Genomic DNA, 19,826 nt, shown 5'->3' with positions numbered 1-19,826 from the left:
CAAAGAATACCATGTCACCTTTTTTCTTCGACAAGAATCAATTTCAACTTGGCGTAATCGCTTCCAGATTTTGGATTGTGCCCCACAATTATGTAAAAAGCACATCTTAAAAAAAGCCCCACTTTTAAGTGGGGCTTCCAACTATCAAACCTAATTATTGATGTAATGAATTTGCCTGCATCTGATACATTTTTTCGTAAATACCGCCCTGTGCTAATAGTTCATCATGTGTACCTCGCTCTACAATCTTACCTCGATCTAGTACAAGGATACGGTCCGCATTTTTAATAGTAGAAAGTCTATGCGCAATGATAAATGTTGTACGCCCTTTTTTCAGCACATCCATCGCATGCTGAATAATTTCCTCTGTTTCTGTATCAATATTTGAAGTAGCCTCATCTAATATTAAAATAGCAGGGTCAAAGGCTAGTGCTCGGGCAAAGGATATAAGCTGCCGCTGTCCAGATGACAACGTACTCCCCTTTTCAATCACTGGCTCATCATAGCCATTTGGTAGATTTGCTAAAACACGTTCCCCACCAACAGCCTTCAATGAAGCTTCTATTTTTTCACGTGAGATTTTAGGGTTATTTAAGCTAACGTTCGCAGCAATCGTTCCCGTAAATAAATAAGGGTCCTGTAAAACAATACCCATATGCTCACGCATTGTTTGTCGTGGCACCGAAGTAATATCTATACCATCGATAGTAATTTTTCCTTTAGATGGATCATAGAAGCGGAATAATAAGTTCATAATAGAGCTTTTCCCAGATCCAGTATGACCTACTAAGGCAATTGTTTCGCCTTGATGAGCTTCAAAGGAAAGGTTTTTCAATACATATTCCTCATTTTTATAGGCAAAGGAAACATCTTGGAAAACCACATTTCCTTCATATCTTGGTATGCTTTTTACAGAGACAGGCTCACCACTAATATCCAGCACCTCGAATACACGTTTTCCTGCAACAAGTGAACGTTCCAGCTGAGAAAACTGATTGACAATATTTGTGATAGGATTGAATAATTTTGTTAAGTAATCCACAAAGGCATACAGGGTTCCTGCGGATATCACTTGCGTTGCCGTAAAGGATTGTGTACCAAAGTAGAAAATAAAGACCGTAAACATGATCAATCTTAATGTATTAACAAGGTTAAAGGAAGTCGCCGAATCAAGAACAAGCAGCTTGCGTTCATACGCATAATGCTCATTATTCATATCATCAAATTCCTTTGTCATTTGCTGCTCTCGACGAAATGCCTGAATAATCGTCATTCCTTGAATGGATTCATTGATCATAGCGTTGATATCTGCAATTTTGGTACGAATGACATCATTATACTTAGAAGCAAATTTACGATATAAAATCATCCATAAATAAACTACTGGAATCATAAGTAAGGCTAACATAGCCATTTTCCAGTTTAAAATGAATAGTGCAATGTAAACACCAATAATTGAAATGAAACTCGTTGCAAAATTGGATAGTACCTGTACATATAAATTTCGAACTGCCTCCGTATCATTCGTAACACGGGCTACAATTTTTCCTGCTGGTAAATTATCGAAATATTGTATTGGGAGTGTTTGAATATGCTCAAATACATCCTTACGCAATTTTTGTACTACGCGGTTAGCACCAACTTGCAAATAAATATACATAAAATAGCGTAATACCGCAGTAGCAATTGCTAAAATTAAATAAACTAGTAATAGCCATGTAATTGGTTTTATTTCAATGTGACCGATTGTCATATAATTATCAATGATATGCTTGGCAATAAATGGCCCAACAAGCTCGGTAAATACGGCAATTGTTAAGAAAAATAAGCCAAGGAAAATTGGTTTTTTAAAATACATGGCATAGCGTGTTAAACGTTGACTCGTACTCATGAGGCACCTCCTTCTAGCTGCTGACGGTCGAATTGCTCTTTATACCATCCCTGTAGTGCAAGAAGCTGCTCATGTGTGCCCTGTTCAATTATTTGACCTTCATCTAGCACGATGATTATATCTGCATGCTGTATGCCTGATAATCGATGTGTGGTAATAATTGTCGTTTTATCTTGACGTTCCCGTTGAATATTTTCAATAATTTTTGCCTCTGTTTTAGCATCTACAGCAGATAATGAATCATCCAACATTAAAATTTCAGGATCCTTAATCAAGGCACGTGCAATGGACACACGTTGCTTTTGACCACCTGAAAGGGAAACGCCCTTCTCACCCACAAGTGTTTCAAGACCCATAGGTAAATTTTCTAAATCCTTTTCAAAGTATGCAGCGTGAATCGCCTGTTGCAATTCAGCCTGTGTTGCATCTTCTTTTCCAAATAAAATATTTTCCCGAATTGTGCGTGAGAACAGCACATGATCCTGCGGTACATAACCAATCCAATCGAGTAATTGCTCTTTCGTTTGTGCAGTAATATCTACTCCATCTATTGATAGCTGTCCCTCACCAATTGGATACTCACGTAATAATTGTCGCAGGAACGTTGTTTTACCAGCTCCAGTTTTCCCAACAATGCCAAGTGTCTGCCCTTTTTTCAGCGACAATGAGATTCGTTGAAGGTTTTTCACCTGACTCATAGGATATTGGAATGTTAAATCATCAAAGCCAATTCCATTAGGTGTCGCAATCATTTGTGGATTCGCAATATTTTGAACATCAGCCTCGTAGTTAAGCGTTTCCTGTACACGATCAAGAGAAGCATTTCCTTGCTGCATCACATTTATAAGCTCACCGATGGCAAATATTGGCCAAACCGCTAACCCCAAGTAAACATTGAATGTCACAAGTTGCCCTACTGTCATCGCCTCAGTGGCAACCAAATGGGCTCCGTAGCCAAGTGCTACAACATAACTAATGCCAGTACCGACTTTTGTAATCGGTCCAAATAAAGCGTTAATTTTTGCTGTATGCATATTTTTTTCATAGACAATTTCACTCATCTCAGCAAAATTTGCCTCATCCTTTTTTTCCTGCACATATGCACGTACAACTCGTACACCTGCAACCGACTCTAGCACGCTATCATTCAGCTCTCCAAATGTATCTTGCGCCTTCATATAACGCTCATGCACAATTTTCCCTAGATATTGAATTAGAATAGCCATGATAGGAACAGGGAGCATGGCAAAAAATGTAAGCTTCCAAGAAATCATATAGCCCATGGCAAAAATAATACATCCCATATAAATCGTTGAATCAATCAGGGTCATAATCCCAAACCCAGCAGTTAATGATACGGCGTTTAAATCATTCGTTGCACGTGCCATTAAATCCCCAGTGCGATTTTTTTCATAGAACGTTGGTGTCATACGTAAAAAATGCTGCATAAGATTCCGACGTAATATTTTTTCTAGATTAATAGCCCCTTCAAATAGTCGGAATTGCCACACAAAATTCAGGGCATAACCACCTATAATGATTCCCACAAAAATCAAAATATACTTTGATAAAATAGCTGGTGACATTTCCCCAGCAGTCAATATATCAATAATAGACCCCAGTAAATACGGAGGTACTACCTCTAAAGCACTGGCTATTATTAAGAACACGATTGCCACAGTGTATTGCTTCCAGTATTGCTTAAAAAACCAGCCTAGCTTACTTAAAACATCAAACATACATTATAACCTTCTTTCCCTCGTGCTGTTAAAGCATAGCTACCCACTATCCAGAAATTCCTTGTTGAAAATCACGTTTTGATCTGTACTTCGCATACTATCTACACTCCTTTTTGTGTTATCACTACAACTTTTTACACAACAAAAAAGACACATCCCCCAAAAAGAGCATGTGTCTCTTATAAAAGGCAAAGTGTAAACCATGCCTTTTACTGCAATAGAAAAAAGTTAGGCATGGACAATGTATGCAAATGTGTTTTGAAATGATACTGTTAAATTAAACATTGTCATGCCCTCCTTTACTTGATTTGTTATAGTGTTCTTGAAGATTATCACACTATAGAAATATTTGTCAACTATCTTCCTGTTATTTTTTACGTTTTCCAAGAAATAATTAGCGCTTTAAAGCAATGAATTACTATTTTGTAATTTCAAAGGCTAATCGAATAGCGGGCATTGCAGAACCAGGATGATCTGTAGAATAGGTTAATTGTGGAATCAAGGTCATATCGGTCTCCTTTTCCTGCTGCTTATAAATACCAGGATATAAATCAATTAAATGATATCCAATATCGCCTGTTGCAATAACGTCAAAAGTTAAATTTCCTTGGCTATTAAAGGCGCATAAATAACCTGTATAAGCATTGTCATACGTTAAATAATAGGCATTATCAAACTCAGTCCAGCCACCACCCTTTATAGTAATAGAAATTTTTGTACCTACAGGGCCGGATTTTGGAGAAAATTCAACGATAGAAGGTAAAACTCGTAAATAGGCTTGCCCATAAACTTGATCTTCCGCCACTAAATCGAGGCGATGGGGTATGCCTCCTAAATCATCAGGGACTGTAAAATCATATTTTAATTGCCCATTTTCATCCGTCTTAGCTTTTTCTAGTATTGCTGTTTCCTCCCCAAAGCCTTTGCCGCTTACTCTGCTTCCTTTCATTGTATTCCAAATGAGCTTTATTTCGGTGTCCTTAGGTAAACCAGAGGATGTCAGTGTTACAGGGTCGCCTACTATACCTTCATTTTTAGTTAGCTTCACCTTAACACCCTCACCCTGCTGCAATTTTGGCATGCCAACACCGCCTGATGCAGCCACTGGTGCTTCTTCAATATGATTAGCAATAGATGGTGCAACCCCATCAGTAATTGTGAATGTGAAATCTGGTGCTGGTTTGTCTGGATATGGTGACTGTAAATAATTTATATATTGCATTCCTAAGTATCCTGTACGAAGACGAATGGCATGGTCACCTACAGGGCCAGCTGCACGAATTTTCGCCTCTGCTGTTCCATTTGTTGAAATGCCTGTAATGAGCCCTGTATATTTATTATCATAGGTTAATTGCCAATTTCGCATATATGTGCTCCAACCAAGGCCTTCCATTTTAATCTTAATTTCTGTACCTACAGGACCGGATTTTGGCTCCATGACAAACGATGGATCAACGGTATAACCAATTTGGCCGATTTTTTCCCCTTCCTGTTTGACCCATAATGTAAAATCCCCACCAAAGCCTTCAGGCACATTAAACTTGCCAGACCATTTTCCTGCTGAATCCGCAGTACCTTGCTGTAAAATTATTTCTTTTTCTATAAACTTTGGACCAACAACTGTATACAAATTCTCAATAAGATATTCTCCCTCTACAGTATTCCATACTAATTCAACTGGTTGATCTGCCTTTAACTGATCGACATTAAATGTAATTTCATCTCGGACAAACCCTCGGACTTTTGATAAGGAAATATTGTTTAGTAATTTTTTCTGAGCTGTTTCTTGTTTTTTGGCATCTACTATAGGTATTGAATTTTGCTGTTCATTATTGGCTTGCTCCCCTTTATTTGAACAAGCTATTAAGGTTAAACTAGTTAATAATACAAGCATGAAAAGCAAAGGCATTTTTAATATGTGCTTCATAAAAACCTCCTTATTGAACAACGACTAGTTTTGCTGTCATATCACTGTGACCTGAACCACAAAAAACACTACACATCATATTAAATTCTCCAGCTTTTTCAGGTGTAAATTTCACAGTGCCATCCTTCTCTAAATTAACATTTAATCCCTCAACAATAATACCATGCATACCTTCTTCAGATTTTAGTGAAAGTATTACTTCCTCTCCTGCTTTTACATAGAAAGCTTTTTCTCCATTTGGACCATGGAACTCAAAATTTTTAGCAATTATAGCAACGTTTTGATTTATTTCGACAGCAGATGCATCTGCCTCAGCAGAAACTGGCTCTTCTTTTGGTGCCTGTGCAACGTCTTCAGACACAATCGTTAATAAAGAGGGAGCAACATTAAAAGGCTTAAATTCTCCCTTTTGCTCTTTATATTCTGCTGTAACTGAATAATCAAGTGTACCAGTTGGAGTATCATTTGTTACAGGATAGGCTACTACCCAAAAATGATCGTCACCATGCTTACCATATTTCATATCAAGTGTTTCTCCCGTAGATAGATGTACTTGCACCTTTGCATCCTTTACTTGCTCATTTGTTAATCCATCTAATACATTGTTCCGGAAAATAATTTTATCTCCCGGCGAAAATCGGCTGGCTAGTACACATCCGCCTTGCTCAGTCACCGTATCCCCAGTAATAACAAGTGATCCTCCAGCCTTCTCTGTGGCTGCTTCTTTTTCCTCTGAATTGTTGCATGCAATCAAAACAACCATCATCACTGACAGTAATGCAAATAATGATATTATTTTTTTCATAAAAAACCTCCCCTCATTTTTTATATTTTATTAAATAATAATAAATATAATTCTAATTTAACCCTTCATATTTAGAAGAATCAGATAATTCATTCTCCATATCAAAACTATTTCCACTATAATTATATTGTTATATTAATATTTTTAATGGAAGTAGGGCATCTAAAATTTCCATAAATGATATCTCATGATAAAATCTTTATAGAATGTGAATATTAAATCGCGGAGTCCCCTGAAACAAACTTGGTGACTTCTTATACAAATATTGACGATAAAATTACTGCCTGCTTGTACAAGATAAAATTAAGGAGCGACTAACTTTGAAATCATTTTTAGCAGTGGGAATTGGTGGATTTTTAGGGGCCGTCAGTCGTTATAATCTTAGCCTACTTTTTCCCAATACAGGTGGTTTTCCAGTCACAACACTTTGTATTAACATACTAGGTTGCTTCTTTTTAGCATGGCTTTTTACTGCTTTTCCAAAGCGTTCTCCCATCGTGTTAGGCATCGGGACAGGCTTTTTTGGAGCCTTTACAACCTTTTCGACATTTTCCTTGGAGACCCTATTACTTCTACAAGATCATCAATGGATGCAAGCCCTACTTTATTGTCTCATAAGTGTTGTTGGTGGATTAATTTGTGCATGGCTAGGACATAAGCTAGCAAAGGGGCGTATCGAATGATTCTTATTGGTATCGGCGGATTTTTAGGTGCATTGACTAGATTCTATTTAGGGAAATGGATAGTTCATACATATCCATGGGCAACATTTTTCATCAATATAACAGGTTCTTTCGCACTTGGAGTTTTGTTTGCGTTACATCTAAGCGATTGGCTATGGCATTTTATTGGTATTGGTTTCTTAGGGGCCTATACAACCTTTTCAACATTTGGCTTTGAATCACTACAACTCGTTGAACAGAAGAAATGGAGCCATGCGATTATTTATATGAGTTCATCCATTTTGCTTGGAATACTTTGTGCGACACTTGGATTTTATATGGTATAAGAAAGGGGTGATTTTTTGATACCTTCAACATACGATTTACAAATACTTGAAACTGAAATTGAACAAACATTATATACCTTAATCGACTTAGAGTTAGAAGAAAATTTTCAGGAAATGAATAGCCTCTTTTCGAAGTTACTCGCCAAAGTTCAGGCAGCACAGCTAATCGATTATAAGCTTGATGTTCTTGTTGATCCACAATTATTTGCAACAGAAACAAGTATTCTACTGCGAAGCTTAATAGAAGCAAAAGCAAGACCTCATAAAAGACAAAGACTGCTTACACATCGAATGGTTTTGAAAATATGGTTACGTAAAAATCAACGATTTATGAAGGAGTTTTTACCACAAATGTTTTAGGCGCCTGTCGATTTCTAGGCGCCCTCTTTTAAATTTGCACTTGTTGCAACACTTCCTTTGTTTTCCCTTCGATAATTAAATCAAACGGTACTGTATGCTGTGTTATATCTAAATTGATATAGACAGTTTTCCCTTTTGTCATCGTGGGGAGCTGATTCACAGGATACACTTCAAGGCTGGTACCAATGACAAGTACAAGCTCTGCTGATTGAATAGCCTCCATCGATCTGTGCCAGCTCTCTTGAGGTAAACTTTCACCAAAAAGTACAACATTTGGCCGTAATTTTCCATTACAATGTCTGCAGCTCTCCTTATTCAAAAAACAGTTCATTGAAGCGGCTTGCTGACAGTGGTGACAGCGAATCGAGCGAATCGAACCATGTAATTCTTCCACCCTCTGACTACCTGCCAATTGATGAAACCCATCTACATTTTGAGTCATCACTAAAGATACAATGCCACGCTTTTCCCAATCCGCAAGAATTTTATGACCCTCATGTGGTGCTACATTTTCTAAATGTTCAATGCGCATTTTATAAAATTCATGAAATAATGTATAATTTTGTGCCAATGCCTCAGTAGTGGCTACTGTACGAGGATCAATATTTTGCCACCATCCTGATACTGAACGAAAATCTGGTATACCACTTTCTGTTGACATACCAGCCCCTGTTAAAACAACTGTCCTTTTTGAGGATTGTAACCATTCACCTAATTGTTCAATTGACATTTTTCATTCCTCCATTACACTAACATCATAGGATATGAGTTAAGAAGCGCTTATTATAGTAACTATGACATCTTAATTTCTTAGTCTCAATAGTTTTCAACAAAGTATCAATTTCGCCTTAGCAAAATTGTAGCAGCCGCTATACTTTCGACATGAAAACATTTGCTGAATAAAGAAAAAAGAACAACTAATCATTCAGCTGTTCACTCGCATACTCTTCCACATATGATAGTAAACCCCACCAGAAGTCATCAACGCTGGAACTGTGATAATAAGAGAACAGGCAAATCCTTGCTGTGCAATGTGTTGAAGTGTTCCTGACGACACTGACATCCATATCCACAGAATCATTGAGATTGCCAGCATAATAGATGCCACGATATTAACAGGCTTTGCTAGACGGGCTAATTTATCAATTGCAGACTCAGCATCACTATAGATAGGGGTAGTTCCTGGTGTCGCCTTAAAAATATGCATATCTGCGCTTGAACAAACATGTGTCCACCCACCAAATGCAAATAGCTCAAAATATTCATCTTTTTCATCTACGGGTAATGTACGGTAATCAATATTATAAATAACGTCTTCTGCTTCACCCTTCTCGAGCTCATAGCCAGCAAATCGAAATCTTTTTAAATGCCAACCCTTTGCAGCCTTTTTACTTAATTTCTTCATATCAAGCTCCTCAAAAAAAGCTAGACCATTTGATGCCATATAACTCTTCTTTAACACTAAATATGCCCCCTTTGTAATCCCTGCTCTGCCATATAAATCATACCCTTTCTTCTTTCTATATCTTGAAGTAATATGTCACGGCCTTTACGAGTTAAGATATAGACCTTGCGACGAGAATCTGTGTCATCATGAATTTGAATTAATTTCTCAGCTATTAGTTTTTTGATAATGGTATATAGGGATGCTGGTCCAACGATAAATGTTCCCTTTGTCTTTTCCTCTATTAAGCTCATAACTGCGTAGCCATGACGAGGCTCGGTTAATGCTGCCATAATATAAAAAACCGAGTCTGTTAAATGCTCTAAAGATTTCAATATCTACACCCCCACTATATCACAAAATGATATATCATAAAACAATATATCATTTTGTGATATAAATAGCAATTAGATTGAAAACGCCCACTAAGTAATTAACTTAGTAGACGCCTTTTATCTTCATTCAGTAGGTGTTTGGACATCCACTAAAAAAAACCAAAATTGCATTCATTTAACTAAAATCAGAATACAGAACATAATGACCACATTCTAAGCATTGAAATAAATACCCTTGATGATGACCATTATTCACTAATGATTCGGATAACTCTATTGTAGAAAAAGCAGTAAAATTTTCAAATTGCTCTGTAATGCCTCGCTCCAATAATTCACGCCAACCGACATAGCCAATAAAGGCACAATAATCCGAGCAATGAGCCACCCAATTATTGCCTTGCCAGCTAACATATCCTGGTGTTCTATACATGACTTCCTCAGTATAATTTGGATTTACAACATTCTCATCATTTATGAGATCCTCCTGGAAAGAACCATCGTATTTTCTAGCGGCTGCACCACTATGTATACATGTTGGACAAAGATACTCAGCCCTTTCAATGGCATAAATACCTCCAGTATAATAAACATCTACTTCATTCTTACAGCAATCACATGTAACAATTTTCTGTGCTTTAAAAATTTTAGATTGTAGTGGGGATGGTAGATATTTAAACTTCGGTATTGCAGTTTTTGTTTCACCCTCTCTTATTTTACAAGGATACAAAGGCTTACTATAATTTGGATTATCCATATAATATTTTAGGGATCCATATTTCTTTCGATCTTTCTTATTCTCTAAATCCACTACTGTGGTAAAAAGCTTATATGCCTCAGGGTACATTCTAAGTAAACAGTAGATTTCAACGAGTATTCTTACATTTCCCTCTGTTTGCTCTTCAAGTTTCACCTGTTCTTTAAATTCATGCATTTGATTTATGCTAGCTGGATCAGATGCATTGAAATTTTTCCGTTGTTCGTGCCATTCTTCTAAAATAAACGTAGTCATATAGCAACTCCCTTTATAAAAGGTTCATTATTTGGTGAAAGAATATTCTTTCATGACCTGACAAATTTCCACTTGATAGTGTGTATACCAATTCTCTTTCCCAAATTGCTGTGCAACTAAGTGTTTGGCATTTTCCTTCCACGCTTGAATAGCCTCTAACGTTTCCCAATAGGATACCGTAATTCCCTTCCCTTCGGCATCTCTAACACCTTCTACACGAATAAAGCCTGGTTGCTTTTGTGCTAGGCTATCCATGGCCTCAGCCATCTTAGCATAGCCCGCTTCATCCTTTTCCGTTCTTTGTGATGTAAAAATTACCGCATAATACGTCTCCATGTATTTACTCCCCTCTCTATATGTATTATTGTAAACGATAAATACTGTTACGAAAATAAAACATCGATTAAGAAAGGATTGTGACAAATGGGTATTAATCCAAACATTGCTGAAATTGCTTCCCTTCTAGGTGAAACCTCAAGAGCCACAATGCTTGCTAGTATGATGGATGGCCGCTTCCATACAGCTAGTGAATTAGCATATATGGCCGCCATTAAACCTCAAACAGCTAGCTTTCATCTCGCTAAGTTAGTGGATGGCAAGCTTGTCAATGTAGAAAAGCAAGGTCGTCATCGATATTTTCGGCTAGCAGGTGAAGACATTGCACAATTACTGGAATCCTTCCTAGCAATGTCTCCGCCACCTGAAGTGCGTACATTAAAGCAATCCAGTCAAATGAAAGTTCTACAGGATGCTAGAACCTGTTACGACCATTTAGCTGGTAAATTAGGTGTGCAATTAACAGAATCATTGCTTAAAGCTAGTTATTTAGAGCTAGACCAAAAACAGTTTGTCATTACAGCTGAAGGTGTACAATTCTTTGCGGATTTCGGTCTGAATTTAGATGAATTAAAAAAAATGCGTCGTTCATTTTCTCATGCCTGCTTAGATTGGAGCGAACGGCGATATCATCTTGGTGGAGCGCTCGGTCACGGACTGCTGACACATTTATTCAACCTGGAATGGATTACGCGTATCCCATCCATCCGAGCTATTAAAGTCACTGAAAAAGGTCGAGCCGGCTTTAAAGAAGTTTTTAACATGGATATAACCTAGACTAGACTTTTATCGTCTACCATCTCTTCGCGGAGATTTTTCTTATCTTTTGCAGAAAAATTACGATTTACTAAATAGATTCCAGCAATAATAAAGACACCTCCTACTACTAATGAAGGCTTAAGGGGATCATCTAACAGTGCCCAGCCTGTTAATACTCCAAAAAAAGGGGCTAAAAATAAAAAAGCACTCGTTTTGCCAGGATCACTATTTTGTAGAAGATAATACCAGCCAGCAAATTGAACAATCGATGAGAAAATACTTAACCATAACAAAATAAAGATAGAAGTCTGATTCACAATTAAAAATGGTTGCTCAAGCAAGAAACTGGCTAGTAATAGAATGAAACCACCAAAAAGCATTTGATAGGCTGATAAAACCCAGGTATCAAATAAAACACCCCATTTTTTAGCTAGCAATGTTGCCACTGCCCAAAAAACAGCAGATAAAATACCAAAAATAAGACCGATTTGAATGGTAACCTGTGCCCCCATTGTAATCATTACGCCAATTAATCCTAGCACAACACCACACCATTGATATGTCCGGTAACGTACTTTTGTAAAAAGAGTAGCAAATATCACAACGAGTAAGGGGTTTGTAAACGTTAGGATGGAGGATTCACTTGCTGTAATGGTGCGCAAACTTAAAAAAATACAGCCCATAACACCTGCTGTTTGACACGCTCCGATTAGTAAAATCTTTAACCAACTACCTTTTGAAGTTGGATGAGGCCTCCTGAAAGCTATTACAATAACAGCCATTATTGCCCCTGCTAGTAGAAATCGGAGTGCAGCTAATAGTAATGGCGATGAATAAGGCAAGCCTAACTTAACAATGGCAAAGGAAGATCCCATTAAAAATGTAGTTAGGACTAATAATGCAATAAATTTATAAATATTCACTGATGTTCCTCCTTTTTTATATTTAAGAACATTATAGATAGGAAAAGCTTCAACTCTCATCGAAGTATGGAATACAAATTAGCGAATTTTTCAGTTTCATGTCATTTTTCATACGTATAGTTTTAGCTAAAAAGCACAAGTGGGAGGAAACAACCTTGAAAATATTAGTAGCAGAAGATGATGCAAGGCTTAGAAGAAATATTGTATATATATTAAAAAAGGAATTTCATCATGTTACAGAAGCAGAGAATGGGCAGGACGCGCTAGACCATACTCATACTGAGATATTTGATCTTGTTATTTTAGACTGGATGATGCCAAAACTAAGTGGAATTGAAGTTTGTCAACAGCTGCGAAACACTGGGTTTAATGGCAGTATTTTAATGCTGACTGCAAAGGATGATACCGATGATATCATTAAAGGTCTTGATAGCGGTGCAGATGATTACATCATAAAACCATTTAAAATGGAGGAACTATTAGCAAGAGTTCGAGCATTGCTCCGAAGAAAAGATAAAGTCATTGAACAGGTCATCCAAATTGACCATTTACAACTACATGTAGATTCCCGTGTGTTTTTGTACAATAATAAAGTGATTGACCTAACTAAAAATGAATTCTTACTTTTAGAATATTTATTTATGAATAAGGGTCGTATACTAACAAGAGAACAAATTTGTATTTATATTTGGGGCTATGATTATGATGTTTCAAATAATTCCTTGGACGCATTAGTCAAACTTGTTCGAAAAAAAATTGATGATGGTCAATCCAAATCACATATTCAGAATGTAAGAGGTATTGGCTATAAATTGAGGGATAATTAATGTTTCAGACAACGAGAAAAAAATTAGCTTATATAAATGCAACGCTTTATTTTCTATTATTTTCACTTTTTGTTATTGTTCTTTATTTTTCACTCGTTAAACTTATGGAAAATCAACAAATGAAAGAATTAGAGGACTTTTATGTAAAGCAGGAACATGATTTTTTTGAGCATGTTCATGCAAACAAAAAAATGTTAAGCTATGATCCAAATCGTAATTTTTTTTACTATATTTATACAAAGGATGGTCTGTTTGTCCATGGTGATGAATCCTATAAGGGCTTAAAGCAGCAGATTGAAAAGGTCTTCAAGAATAGCAGTCCAAGCGCTAACCTTGTGAAACATTTTGAGTGGCAGGAGGAGCATTTTTTACTTAAAAAAAAGCCAATTTTCAGCAACGATGAGGTAGTTGGCTATATTATCGTTGGTAAATCTGTGACGTCACAGCAGCACTTTTTCCAAAATGCAAGATATTTACTAATAGTATTAACTTGTATTTCCACGGTCTTAATTGGGCTACTAAGCTATTATTTAGCTGGTAAAGCAATGATACCGATTCAATGGTCCTTCAATAAGCAAAAAAAGTTTGTATCTGATGCATCTCATGAATTACGAACACCACTCAGTATTTTTTATAGTTCACTTGAAATTTTAGAGGCAGAAGAAGCTGAGCATTTAAGCTCTCTAGGGAAGGAATTAATTGCGGATTTAAAAGATGAGACAGAAATAATGAAAGAGCTAATTGATAAACTACTCTTCTTAGCAAGGCACGACCAACAGCAGGTTTCTTCTAACAAAGAATTCATACCATTATCTAGCTTACTTGAAAAAGTGAGTGTAAAATTTCAAAGGATTATGCCGGCTGATATACAATTTTCAACTGACATTCAAGAAAACATACAGCTCCTTGGCGATGCTTCAAAAATACAAGAGTTGCTTTATATCTTATTAGACAACGCCATTAGATATACAAATAGCGGAAAAATAACACTTACGCTCTTAAAAAATCAAGACATTGTAAAAATTACAGTTGCGGATAGTGGTATAGGTATGTCGGAACAGGAACTACCTTTAGTGTTTGAACGATTTTACCGAAGTGATGCTGCTCGTCAACGAAATGGCACTGGTTTAGGACTAGCCATTGCAAAGGCAATCGTTGAGCAGCATAATGGAAAAATCTATGCAACAAGTCAATTTGGTAAAGGCACTACATTCCATATCGAATTCCCTTTGTGACATATTTACATCAGCTTATCTCTTTTTCTAGAAGATAAGCTGATGCTTTTTTATTTATGATGTGACGTTGAAACGTCTACCTTTTTCGTCAATTGACCTACTGTTCTTGCTACCAAAATCGACAGTGTAAGCCCAGCAGAGATTAAATAAAACAAAAGAATTACAGGGTTTTCTGAATCAGTCCCAATAAGCACCCCATGGGCAAGTGATAATGCCCATGCTGGTAACACAAGAAAGTGAATTTTTTTCCATATAGAGCGATTCATCGTTCGAATCCATACATCTGATGTCAGAATTACGATTAAAAATAAATAGAATGCTATTGTCCCAAGAGCAGATGAGAAAGGTTGATAGTTAGCGGTAAAAGGAAATAAAATCTCCCCTAAACGATATGGCTCATAGTGATCTATTATTAGCACAAACATATGCCCTATTACCGTGATTAACCCTAACCACCCTGCATTTTGATGTATATGATAAATTAAATTTTTATGTGATTTTACAAACGGTGATTTTCTCAACAAGCCAAAGATAATAGAAACAGTAAAATAAAAATACGCTAAAAACCCTAATAAACGAATCCAATCCCATGTACTTGTAAGCATTTAGTTCACTCCTGTCATCCTCCAAGTAGCTGTGTGCCCCTCTTTTACAATAAAGCGTGCACTTTTCATACAATTTTTCTCAAACCATTGCTGCAACTCAGCTTCTTCCAATAGAAAGCAAAGTTTTGCACCAACCTCTGCATCACATAATGAGGTTGTTACAACAGAAGCTTGTAATACATTTGTCTCTACAACTTCACCCGTTTGTCCATTCAACAAATGATGTTTCTTTGTTGTCCCCTGCATCCAGCTTCGGTAAACTCGATTTGATGTAGCAATAGCACCTGTTTTCATTTTAATCGAACTAATTTCCTTATCGATATCCAAGGGATCTGCAACACCGATTGTCCAAGTTTTTTCTCCTGCAGACCACATTTGCATATCCCCGCCCCCATCAATTAGACCAAAATCAGCAGATATTTCTTCCTTCAACCAATTAGCCAATTTTTCTATGGCATATCCTTTAGCAAATCCACCCAAATCAATTTCCTGTTCTGCTACTTTCATAACTTGCTGGTTCCCTAGAAATTGGAATGGTTTTCTCGCAACCAGCGATTTGTTTTGATAGGTAGTACTTGGAGCTGCTATAAATGGGAAGGATACATGATAGCCATGCTGTTCCATTTGCATTTTAAGGTATGGAGAAAATAAACCTTGCGTAAGCTCGAAATAGTTATCTGCTTGTACAAGACAATCATATAACATAGAGTTTATGCACAACGTTTCTCCAATTTTTAAATCATTTAATTGCGATAATTCATTGTTTGGTCGAAACCGTGACCATTCTTTTGCTACGTATTGCAGCCATTTCTCTGCTTTGTCTTTCCATGTATCGTGCACACCTTTTGGCATAGCAATATAAAATTCCGTATTCATTATTTGCAAAGCTAGTGTCTCCACACAACCAACTCCATTAAGTTCTTTTCGTTTTTCGTTCACTTTTGACAGCTGCTTGACTTGTAATTTCAAAATTTGTCCAGTCAAGTTGCACGAGCTCTTGTTCTCTTTCTGTCATATTTTCCTGATCTAAATTTTGTATATTGTTTGAGCGTGAAGTTTCAGCCTGTGTTGGGCCGTTTATTTGAGTTAGTAATGCTGCAGATAAAAGTATCCCTGATGCACCTAAAACCCATTTTGCCTTTTTTGGATCTTTCATAATTCTACCCTCCTATTTTGTAATTGAATGACCAATAAATGTTTGAGTGCTTTCTTGCCATTCAGCTATATAGCCTAAACCATTCGTGATTGTACTAATCGGTACATACAATTCTTCATTTACATAAAATGCTTGTGCAGGAATAGGTGTTTTAACGTTGTTATCATAGGCTACATTTGTTCCAGCACGAAAAATTAACTCATTAGTTTGATCTTGGATATCTAATATTTTACTTGCTTGATAAAAGGTTGCTTTTGCTCCTAAAACCTGTGCTATTGCTTTTCCAGGTACAAAAAATTCTCCATCTTTAGGTATAACAAAAACGTTCAATACCTTATTTGTTCCGTCTAACTTGAAAGTAACATTTTGAGAGTTTGTGAAAGGTAATATTTCTTTATCTGCGGTAACAGTTCGAGTCCAGATATTCCAGGTCCCTTTTTCACTTACTGCATCTTGAAAATAATAAGTTTCACCTTCATTCTCATCATCATCGTACTCGTATTCGTACTCATAATCGTCATCATCATCGTCATAGTCTTTATACTTCTCATATTTTTTATCTTCATGTTTGTGATCATCTGCATGTACGACGATACCATTTGTAGTAAAGCTTGCGGCAATTAGTACGATTACTAAACTTAGTTTCTTCATTATCAATTCCTCCCTTTGTCTTCATTGTAGGCGTCAAAAATGAAAGGAAACTGAATTTTTTCAAACAAAGTTAAAAAAGCCATCTCCATGAACAGATTTCACTGTCACAGAAATAGCTTAGGTGCATAAATCTACTCCGTTTAATTTAGCTACATTTACTAAGGCTTATAAGCATATTTTCTTCCTAATAATTATCTCCGCTACTAGAAGATTAATCATCCAGCATAACCAGACTGCTATGATATAGGAAATTTCATAGGGCATATTAATTAAGTTATATGTAATGGCGACAATGATATAAATCAACATGTTCGAAAAGGTAAGGAAGAAACTTCGAATCATCCATTGACTATGTAAAATTACTTTTTGTTTCTTAATATACCAATAGCCAAGGCATGTCGTTGCAAGCCATAAACTATTTAAAATAAGGAATCCTATTGTACTGAGCCATCCACCAGTGGCAAAAAATGAAACATAGAGACCAGGAATGAAATTCAAGATAATGGACAATACATAGAATCGACCATTCCAACGGTGGAATGTCATAGATTTAATTCGAATTTTTTTCATAACCCCTAATGGACCAGTAAGCAACGAAATAATAGCTAGCAAAATATGAAGTCGTATCATGAATATCCATAGTGATTCATCAGCAAGAAGTAAATCCTTTTTAGAAATAAATTTTTCAAAAGTAGGATCAACCATAAAATTTTTTGAAAATGTGTGAAGTACCCACATAATCGAGACAATTATTAGCAAAATTCCAATGTTTCTTTTCATTCAACCTATTCCTCCATTAGGAAAATAAACTGTAACAATCAAATCACCTCCATTTTAACATATAGCAACAAATATTATCTGTGGTGGTTGAAACTAGTTATTTTGAAAGAAATTTTAAGAGTTCTTTAGTTTTAGAAGTTTTATCCATTCCTCCCGTTCGGTGCATTATTTTGTCTTATACTCTTATGTTTGGTGGCAGTTTGAATAGTTGAATTTTTATATCGGGATGGTCTTAAACTATCTTCTCACAATTAAATTTCTAATATGGTACATAAGGCTTCTGATGCATTTAAAGGGATCCATTTCAACCATTTTAATTTTGAGGATATTTTATCAATTTAAAGCTTTAAACCTCAGCACTGTTCTTACTATTTTGAGACCATGCTTTATGGGTGCTATTGTTATTCAAAAAAACTTTGTCTAGTCCAACATTTTTTCATTTGCGTTAATTAATAGATATTGGGAAAAAACGTTGCTATAGACCCACACGGAGTATGACTGTTATCATAAATTCATATTCATTAGGAGGTATTTCAATGTGAATTCTTCAAAAATTGCTTTTTTATCAGTTATTAGTAATTCTGCTATTGTTATTTTAAAAATTATTGTAGGTTTATTCACAGGATCGGTAGCAATTTTATCAGAGGCAATCCATTCTTTTCTAGATTTGCTTGCTTCATTAATTGCTTTTTTCTCTGTCAGAATATCCAATAAACCAGCTGATAAAGAGCACCCATACGGACATGGTAAGGTTGAAAATATTTCTGGAACAATTGAAACGCTTTTAATTTTTGTTGCAGGAATTTGGATTATTTATGAATGTATTCATAAAATTATTGAACCTACTCCAATAAAACTTCCACTTTTAGGTATAATTGTCATGGTGTTGGGCGCTATAATTAATATTTTTGTATCAAGAATTGTGTATAGAACTGCTAAAAATACTAATTCGGTAGCAATGAAATCGAATGCACTTCATTTACTTACAGATGTCTATACTTCATTAGGTGTGGCCTTGAGTTTATTAATTGTTCATTTAACTGGTTGGTATATTTTAGACCCGATTATTGGTATTGTATTAGCTTGTTTTATTATGATAGAGGCTTTTAAAATGATGAAAGAAGCATTTCCTCCGCTATTGGATGCAAGATTGTCAAATGAAGAAGAAGGGAAAATTATACAAATCATTGAAACATTTAAAGATGAATATATTGAGTACCATGATTTCAGAACAAGACGATCGGGTGCTGAGGAATATATCGATTTTCATTTAGTAGTGGAATCGCAAAATAGCATTGAAACAGTACATGATCTCTGCGATCGTATAGAAGATAGGATTAAAAATATCTTTCAGAATGCCAATATCCTTATTCATTTAGAGCCAGAAAATGAAAAAGAAAACTAAATGACCGAAAACTGACCTGATAGGAGCATTGGGTTTTCATAGTTTAGTTACTTCTTTGACTGGTAACATTCAAAATGTTAGTGCGTGCGTTTTCTGAGTATCCCCTTTACAATTACTGTAATTCACACTTACATCTATCCTTACATACAATGGGTCTGAGGTTCTCTCTCGCCCATTGTCTTTTTTAAATGCATTACAGTCCCATAATAAAAAACCACCACAATATTCCCTTGAAAACAGACCATTCAGCAAAAAAACAATCCTTTTTTATTGGATGAATACCTCTGTAATTTCTACAACCCAACATATTATAGATTTAAAAGGAGGGATACTTTATGGGATACTATGGTAATGTAGGAGGCATAAATAACAATTGCTATTATGGCGGCAGCAGCGGTTATAACGGCTCATCATTCGTCCTAATTGTTGTTTTATTTATTCTTCTGATTATTATCGGCGCATCTTTCATGTATTAATTTAAAAAGCCTTTCATCTATTTTACCTAAAAAGTCTCCGTTGCTTTAGAATTAAATAGTGAGTAAAAATCATCTAGCTTTACTCCACCTCATGACAAGGTCACTTTTACAAGAGTGACCTTTTTTCATTAGACCTCTTGATGAAGCTATTAAT

Annotated in this window: 23 protein-coding genes; 8 read left to right on the top strand and 15 right to left on the bottom strand. The window is 35.9% G+C overall.

What is annotated here, in order from left to right:
• Nucleotides 1-154 precede the first annotated feature (154 nt).
• From AC2CGN_RS17680 to AC2CGN_RS17665, 4 genes are all read right to left on the bottom strand, one after another.
• Nucleotides 155-1,891 carry an ABC transporter ATP-binding protein gene (locus AC2CGN_RS17680; protein WP_429987497.1) on the bottom strand — a complete coding sequence of 579 codons (1,737 nt, stop codon included), beginning with the start codon at nt 1,889-1,891 and terminating at the stop codon, nt 155-157.
• Nucleotides 1,888-3,630, bottom strand: a complete 1,743-nt coding sequence (locus AC2CGN_RS17675; protein ID WP_429982035.1) for an ABC transporter ATP-binding protein — start codon at nt 3,628-3,630, stop codon at nt 1,888-1,890. Before AC2CGN_RS17675 ends, AC2CGN_RS17680 begins: the two co-directional genes overlap by 4 nt.
• Nucleotides 3,631-4,048: 418 nt before the next feature.
• Nucleotides 4,049-5,557: a hypothetical protein gene (locus AC2CGN_RS17670; RefSeq protein WP_484515266.1), complete on the bottom strand. Its 1,509-nt coding sequence runs from the start codon at nt 5,555-5,557 to the stop codon at nt 4,049-4,051.
• 10 nt (nt 5,558-5,567) lie between these two features.
• On the bottom strand, nt 5,568-6,362 hold the full coding sequence (locus AC2CGN_RS17665) for a cupredoxin domain-containing protein (RefSeq protein WP_484515264.1): 795 nt from the start codon (nt 6,360-6,362) through the stop codon (nt 5,568-5,570).
• Nucleotides 6,363-6,682: 320 nt separating this feature from the next.
• Here AC2CGN_RS17665 and crcB point away from each other — a divergent pair, with 320 nt between their 5' ends.
• From crcB to AC2CGN_RS17650, 3 genes are read left to right on the top strand one after another with little or no spacing between them, the layout of a single operon-like run.
• Nucleotides 6,683-7,045, top strand: coding sequence for a fluoride efflux transporter CrcB (gene crcB / locus AC2CGN_RS17660; protein WP_484515263.1), 363 nt, complete (start codon nt 6,683-6,685; stop codon nt 7,043-7,045).
• The gene (locus AC2CGN_RS17655; protein ID WP_054772118.1) at nt 7,042-7,371 is read left to right on the top strand and encodes a fluoride efflux transporter FluC; all 330 of its coding nucleotides are present in this window, start codon (nt 7,042-7,044) and stop codon (nt 7,369-7,371) included. The genes crcB and AC2CGN_RS17655 overlap by 4 nt, the downstream gene beginning before the upstream one ends.
• A gap of 15 nt (nt 7,372-7,386) precedes the next feature.
• Complete coding sequence (locus AC2CGN_RS17650) at nt 7,387-7,731, top strand: hypothetical protein (protein ID WP_283868301.1); 345 nt, start codon at nt 7,387-7,389, stop codon at nt 7,729-7,731.
• A 28-nt stretch (nt 7,732-7,759) separates the two neighbouring features.
• Here the strand turns inward: AC2CGN_RS17650 and AC2CGN_RS17645 are convergent, their stop codons facing one another.
• The 5 genes from AC2CGN_RS17645 to AC2CGN_RS17625 all read right to left on the bottom strand — a co-directional run bounded on the left by AC2CGN_RS17645 (nt 7,760) and on the right by AC2CGN_RS17625 (nt 10,855).
• Nucleotides 7,760-8,461 (bottom strand): SIR2 family NAD-dependent protein deacylase, encoded by a 702-nt coding sequence (locus tag AC2CGN_RS17645; RefSeq protein ID WP_429982039.1) that lies wholly within the window; start codon nt 8,459-8,461, stop codon nt 7,760-7,762.
• Between the two features lie 195 nt (nt 8,462-8,656).
• Nucleotides 8,657-9,193, bottom strand: coding sequence for a DUF2812 domain-containing protein (locus AC2CGN_RS17640; protein ID WP_429987500.1), 537 nt, complete (start codon nt 9,191-9,193; stop codon nt 8,657-8,659).
• Nucleotides 9,193-9,510 carry a PadR family transcriptional regulator gene (locus tag AC2CGN_RS17635; protein WP_286925191.1) on the bottom strand — a complete coding sequence of 106 codons (318 nt, stop codon included), beginning with the start codon at nt 9,508-9,510 and terminating at the stop codon, nt 9,193-9,195. The genes AC2CGN_RS17640 and AC2CGN_RS17635 overlap by 1 nt, the downstream gene beginning before the upstream one ends.
• A 175-nt stretch (nt 9,511-9,685) precedes the next feature.
• Entirely contained in the window at nt 9,686-10,519 is an 834-nt protein-coding gene (locus tag AC2CGN_RS17630) for a CbrC family protein (RefSeq protein WP_484515259.1), read from the bottom strand.
• 27 nt (nt 10,520-10,546) lie between these two features.
• A complete protein-coding gene (locus tag AC2CGN_RS17625) occupies nt 10,547-10,855 on the bottom strand; it encodes an antibiotic biosynthesis monooxygenase family protein (RefSeq protein ID WP_484515257.1) in 309 nt (102 codons plus the stop codon).
• Between the two features lie 87 nt (nt 10,856-10,942).
• Between AC2CGN_RS17625 and AC2CGN_RS17620 the strand changes: the two genes are divergently transcribed.
• A complete protein-coding gene (locus AC2CGN_RS17620; protein WP_286925195.1) occupies nt 10,943-11,632 on the top strand; it encodes an ArsR/SmtB family transcription factor in 690 nt (229 codons plus the stop codon).
• On the opposite strand, the gene AC2CGN_RS17615 is transcribed toward AC2CGN_RS17620, so the two are convergent.
• Complete coding sequence (locus AC2CGN_RS17615; protein WP_484515254.1) at nt 11,629-12,537, bottom strand: DMT family transporter; 909 nt, start codon at nt 12,535-12,537, stop codon at nt 11,629-11,631. The two genes, AC2CGN_RS17620 and AC2CGN_RS17615, sit on opposite strands and share 4 nt — an antisense overlap.
• A gap of 155 nt (nt 12,538-12,692) precedes the next feature.
• Between AC2CGN_RS17615 and AC2CGN_RS17610 the strand changes: the two genes are divergently transcribed.
• Together AC2CGN_RS17610 and AC2CGN_RS17605 are read left to right on the top strand one after the other, a co-directional pair.
• Nucleotides 12,693-13,364, top strand: coding sequence for a response regulator transcription factor (locus AC2CGN_RS17610; RefSeq protein WP_429982045.1), 672 nt, complete (start codon nt 12,693-12,695; stop codon nt 13,362-13,364).
• A complete protein-coding gene (locus AC2CGN_RS17605; protein ID WP_484515252.1) occupies nt 13,364-14,599 on the top strand; it encodes a sensor histidine kinase in 1,236 nt (411 codons plus the stop codon). The genes AC2CGN_RS17610 and AC2CGN_RS17605 overlap by 1 nt, the downstream gene beginning before the upstream one ends.
• A 50-nt stretch (nt 14,600-14,649) precedes the next feature.
• Here the strand turns inward: AC2CGN_RS17605 and AC2CGN_RS17600 are convergent, their stop codons facing one another.
• From AC2CGN_RS17600 to AC2CGN_RS17580, 5 genes are all read right to left on the bottom strand, one after another.
• On the bottom strand, nt 14,650-15,204 hold the full coding sequence (locus AC2CGN_RS17600) for a ferric reductase-like transmembrane domain-containing protein (RefSeq protein ID WP_429982047.1): 555 nt from the start codon (nt 15,202-15,204) through the stop codon (nt 14,650-14,652).
• Nucleotides 15,205-16,080, bottom strand: a complete 876-nt coding sequence (locus AC2CGN_RS17595; protein WP_484515250.1) for an FAD:protein FMN transferase — start codon at nt 16,078-16,080, stop codon at nt 15,205-15,207.
• Between the two features lie 37 nt (nt 16,081-16,117).
• The gene (locus tag AC2CGN_RS17590) at nt 16,118-16,360 is read right to left on the bottom strand and encodes a hypothetical protein (protein ID WP_484515248.1); all 243 of its coding nucleotides are present in this window, start codon (nt 16,358-16,360) and stop codon (nt 16,118-16,120) included.
• Nucleotides 16,361-16,372: 12 nt separating this feature from the next.
• Nucleotides 16,373-17,011 carry a copper amine oxidase N-terminal domain-containing protein gene (locus AC2CGN_RS17585; RefSeq protein ID WP_484515246.1) on the bottom strand — a complete coding sequence of 213 codons (639 nt, stop codon included), beginning with the start codon at nt 17,009-17,011 and terminating at the stop codon, nt 16,373-16,375.
• Between the two features lie 165 nt (nt 17,012-17,176).
• Nucleotides 17,177-17,791 carry a DUF2306 domain-containing protein gene (locus tag AC2CGN_RS17580; protein ID WP_429982050.1) on the bottom strand — a complete coding sequence of 205 codons (615 nt, stop codon included), beginning with the start codon at nt 17,789-17,791 and terminating at the stop codon, nt 17,177-17,179.
• A gap of 538 nt (nt 17,792-18,329) precedes the next feature.
• Here AC2CGN_RS17580 and AC2CGN_RS17575 point away from each other — a divergent pair.
• On the top strand, nt 18,330-19,196 hold the full coding sequence (locus AC2CGN_RS17575; RefSeq protein ID WP_429982051.1) for a cation diffusion facilitator family transporter: 867 nt from the start codon (nt 18,330-18,332) through the stop codon (nt 19,194-19,196).
• A gap of 335 nt (nt 19,197-19,531) precedes the next feature.
• Complete coding sequence (locus AC2CGN_RS17570) at nt 19,532-19,672, top strand: YjcZ family sporulation protein (protein ID WP_484515244.1); 141 nt, start codon at nt 19,532-19,534, stop codon at nt 19,670-19,672.
• Nucleotides 19,673-19,826 lie beyond the last annotated feature (154 nt).

The organism is Lysinibacillus sp. DFXJR4 (genome assembly GCF_057196045.1).
The sequence above is the reverse complement of the archived record's forward strand: the minus strand, read 5'-3'. Positions and strand labels throughout refer to the sequence as shown.